This window comes from Rubrivirga sp. (assembly GCF_049648075.1).
GTDB lineage: Bacteria > Bacteroidota > Rhodothermia > Rhodothermales > Rubricoccaceae > Rubrivirga.
In genome coordinates this window covers 1-3,183 of record NZ_JBARYR010000143.1, presented here as the reverse complement: position 1 = coordinate 3,183, position 3,183 = coordinate 1, and the positions used below count along the sequence as shown (strand labels likewise).

Here is a 3,183-nt window from a genome sequence, read left to right as displayed (position 1 = left end):
TGGTCGCGCGCGCCCTCGAGGACGACATCGACCTGTTCCTGTTCGCGGGCGACGCGTACCGGACGGCCGACCCGACACCGACCCAGCAGCGACAGTTTGCCGAGGCCCTACGGCCCATCGTCGAGGCCGAGATCCCGATCGCGATGGTGGTCGGCAACCACGACCACCCGGTGAGCTTTGGGAAGGCGTCGTCGGTCGACATCTTCGGCGTGTTGGGAGGCGAGGCCGAAGTCTTCGTGACGCCGACGTTCCGGGCCGAGGGCCAGCCAGGTGGCGTCATCGAGACGAAGTCGGGGCCGCTCCAGCTGATCGCCCTCCCGTGGCCGATCCGCTCGAAGATCCTGGCCAAGGACCAGTATCGGGGCAAGACGCCGCACGAGATCCGCGAGCTGATCGAGAGCACGTACACGTCGTTCGTCGCCCGGTGCGCCTTGGAAGCCGACCCGTCGATTCCGCTCGTGGTGTGCGCCCACTTCACCGTCCAGGGCGCCGAGATGGGCGGGAGCGAACGGGCGAGCCTGATCGCGCACGAGCCCCAGTTCACGGTCGGCCAGTTGACGCCGTCGCCGGTCGACTACGTGGCGCTCGGGCACATCCACAAGTACCAGGACCGCAACCTCGATGCGTACCGGCGCGGCGACGGGCCGCCGGTCGTGTACTCGTCCTCGATCGAGCGGATCTCGTTCAAGGAGCACGACGCCGACAAGGGCTTCGTGATGGTCGACATCGACCCGTCGGGCGAGGCCGGGCGGCGGACGCAGTACACGTTCGTCCCGACGCCCGCGCGGCGCTTCGTCCCGATTGCGATCGACGCGACGGAGGCCGAGGACCCGATGACCGCCATCTTGGCCGAGATCCAAAAACACGACCTCGAGGACGCCGTCGTCCGCGTGCGTTACAAGGTCGGCGAGGAGCAGCCGGCCGTGGACGAGCAGGTCATCCGGGCCGCCCTCGAGGCCGCGGACACCGTCGCGGCCGTCGAGCGGGACGTCGAGGCGAGCGAGCGCCGCAAGCGGACCGTGGTCCGGCGCGAGACGTCGCTCAAGGAGGCCATCGAGCGGTACGTGGACCAACACGACACGCTCGGCAAGATCAAGGACGACCTGGTCGCCGCCGCCCTCGAGGTCGAGCGGGCCGTGGACGCGGAGGAGCGGTAGCCGTCCTCGAGGACGATCACTCGACCTCGTCCCTCACGAACAGCACGTCGGCCTGGAGCCAGCGGCGCGAGGGCCGCTCGATGAACGCCGGCGCCACGTAGGCCGGGGCGAACCCGCGCTCGCGCATCCAGGCCATCACCGTCTCGGCCGGCGGCTCGCCCTCGTACAACGGGACGAACGACAGCTCGAGCGTGACCGCGTCGATCCGGTCCAAGACGCCCGAGGCGCCCTCGAGGACGGCGCTCTCGTACCCCTGCGTGTCCACCTTCATCGCGACGCGCTCGCCGGGCCGGACGATCTCGTCGAAGACGGTGTCGAGCCGTCGGACGTCGACCTCGACGCGGTCATCGAACGAGAGGAAGTCCGCGAAGTCGCCCATGCGGTCGGACGGGGGCAGGATGGAGCTGCTGGCGTCGTGGCCCGTCGCGATGTGCATCGGAAGGCGGCTGGCCTCGGCGCCGAGCCCCTCGTTGCGGACGTGCCACTTGTCATCGCTCCGTGCCGCGTCCTCGAGGCGCGCGAACGCTGTGGGGTTGGGCTCGAACGAGACGATCCGGCCCGTGAACCCACGCCGGCGGAACTCCCCAGCGAACTGACCTTGGTTTGCACCGACGTCGAGCAAGACGTCGGGCGAGCGCCGCAGGAGGCGGTCGGCAGGGAACGGGATGACCTCGTACCCGACCCGGCGGAGCAGGTCGTGGGCGCGGCCAATGGGGAGCTTCATGGCGGGACTCGTCGGGCCCTGAAGGTATCCCGCCCTCGAGGACGACGACCCGGGTCCGCGGAGAAGAGGAGACGGACTCAGACGGCTACAGACCGGCGGGCGGCTCGAGCCAGACGCGGCAACCGTCCTCGAGGGAGGACGCCACTCGCCGCGCGTCCGCTCCGTCCTCGAAGGCGCCCACGACGGCCGATCCCGTCCCCGACAGCGCGGCCCACCCAGCACCTCTGTCCTCGAGGGCGCGACGGACATCGGCGATCACGGGGTGCGCCGCTTCGACGGGCGGCTGGAAATCGTTGGTGACCTCTTCTCGCCACCGCTCGAGGTCGTTGGAGACGACGGCGGCGGCGAGATCGGGCCGGCCGTCGGAGCGAGGGACGACGCCCGTGAACGCTTCGGCGGTCGACACGTGAACTGGTGGAACGGCCACCACGAGCCAGAACGGACATGCGTAGCCCTCGAGGGCGCGGAGCCGCTCCCCGCGCCCGAGCCCGATCGAGGGTTCGGACTCGAGGAAGAACGGGACGTCGGAGCCCAGGTCCAGGGCGAGCCGGGCGAGATCGGCGGGGGGCACCTCGAGGTCCCAGAGATCGGCCAGAAGGCGCAACGCGGCCGCGGCGTCGGACGACCCGCCGCCCAAGCCTGCGCCGTACGGGACGCGCTTGTCGAGGTGGAACTGGGCGCCAACCTCGAGGCCGGCCCACGACCGGAGCGCCAGGGCGGCGCGGACGACCAGGTTGCTCTCGTCCGTCGGCAGCGCCGGGTCGCTCGTGGCGAGCGTCACCCTCGAGGACAGCTCGGCAGTGAGGGTATCCGCCCAGCCGATGGGCAGAAAGACCGTCGCCAGATCGTGGAACCCGTCGTCGCGGCGGCGCAGGACGTGGAGGCCGAGGTTGACCTTGGCCGGGGCGTTTCGGACGATCACGAGCGACGGGGTAGCAGTTTTGACCCTCTGGAGGCGGTCCGGGCGCGTCAAATCCCGCTCGGCTTCGCAGACCCGAACGTACCTTCGGCCACGGTTGCTACGCCTGCTCTCCCTCCGGCGCCCCCATGCCCCTTCCCGTTCGCGGGATCGCTCTGTCCGTGCTCGCCGTCGCGACACTGCTCGCGAGCCCGTCCGCAACCGCTCAGTTTATTCCCTCCGCGGGGAACACCGTCCGAGCCCCCCAACTCGGATCTCTGAACCGGGTCTCGTCACCGGCCTCCACCGATGTGGTGCTGGCGGGTCCCGTCGACCCAGCCACCTACGTCGTCGGACCGGGCGACGTGTTCGTGGTGTCCGTCGGCGGTGGGTCGGTCTCGTCG

General features: G+C 70.4%; 3 protein-coding genes and 1 pseudogene. 2 read left to right on the top strand and 2 right to left on the bottom strand.

The window, feature by feature from the left end:
- Positions 1-1,157, top strand: a 1,157-nt coding sequence (locus WBA11_RS04020; protein WP_424519437.1) for a metallophosphoesterase family protein, incomplete at its 5' end; no start/stop codon positions are given.
- Positions 1,158-1,173: 16 nt separating this feature from the next.
- Here WBA11_RS04020 and WBA11_RS04015 read toward each other — a convergent pair.
- Both WBA11_RS04015 and ispE read right to left on the bottom strand, forming a co-directional pair.
- Positions 1,174-1,881, bottom strand: coding sequence for an FkbM family methyltransferase (locus tag WBA11_RS04015; RefSeq protein ID WP_424519436.1), 708 nt, complete (start codon positions 1,879-1,881; stop codon positions 1,174-1,176).
- A gap of 85 nt (positions 1,882-1,966) precedes the next feature.
- The gene (ispE, locus tag WBA11_RS04010) at positions 1,967-2,803 is read right to left on the bottom strand and encodes a 4-(cytidine 5'-diphospho)-2-C-methyl-D-erythritol kinase (RefSeq protein WP_424519435.1); all 837 of its coding nucleotides are present in this window, start codon (positions 2,801-2,803) and stop codon (positions 1,967-1,969) included.
- A 125-nt stretch (positions 2,804-2,928) separates the two neighbouring features.
- On the opposite strand from ispE, the pseudogene WBA11_RS04005 reads away from it, so the two are divergent.
- Positions 2,929-3,183, top strand: a pseudogene (locus WBA11_RS04005) (hypothetical protein); the annotation flags it as partial.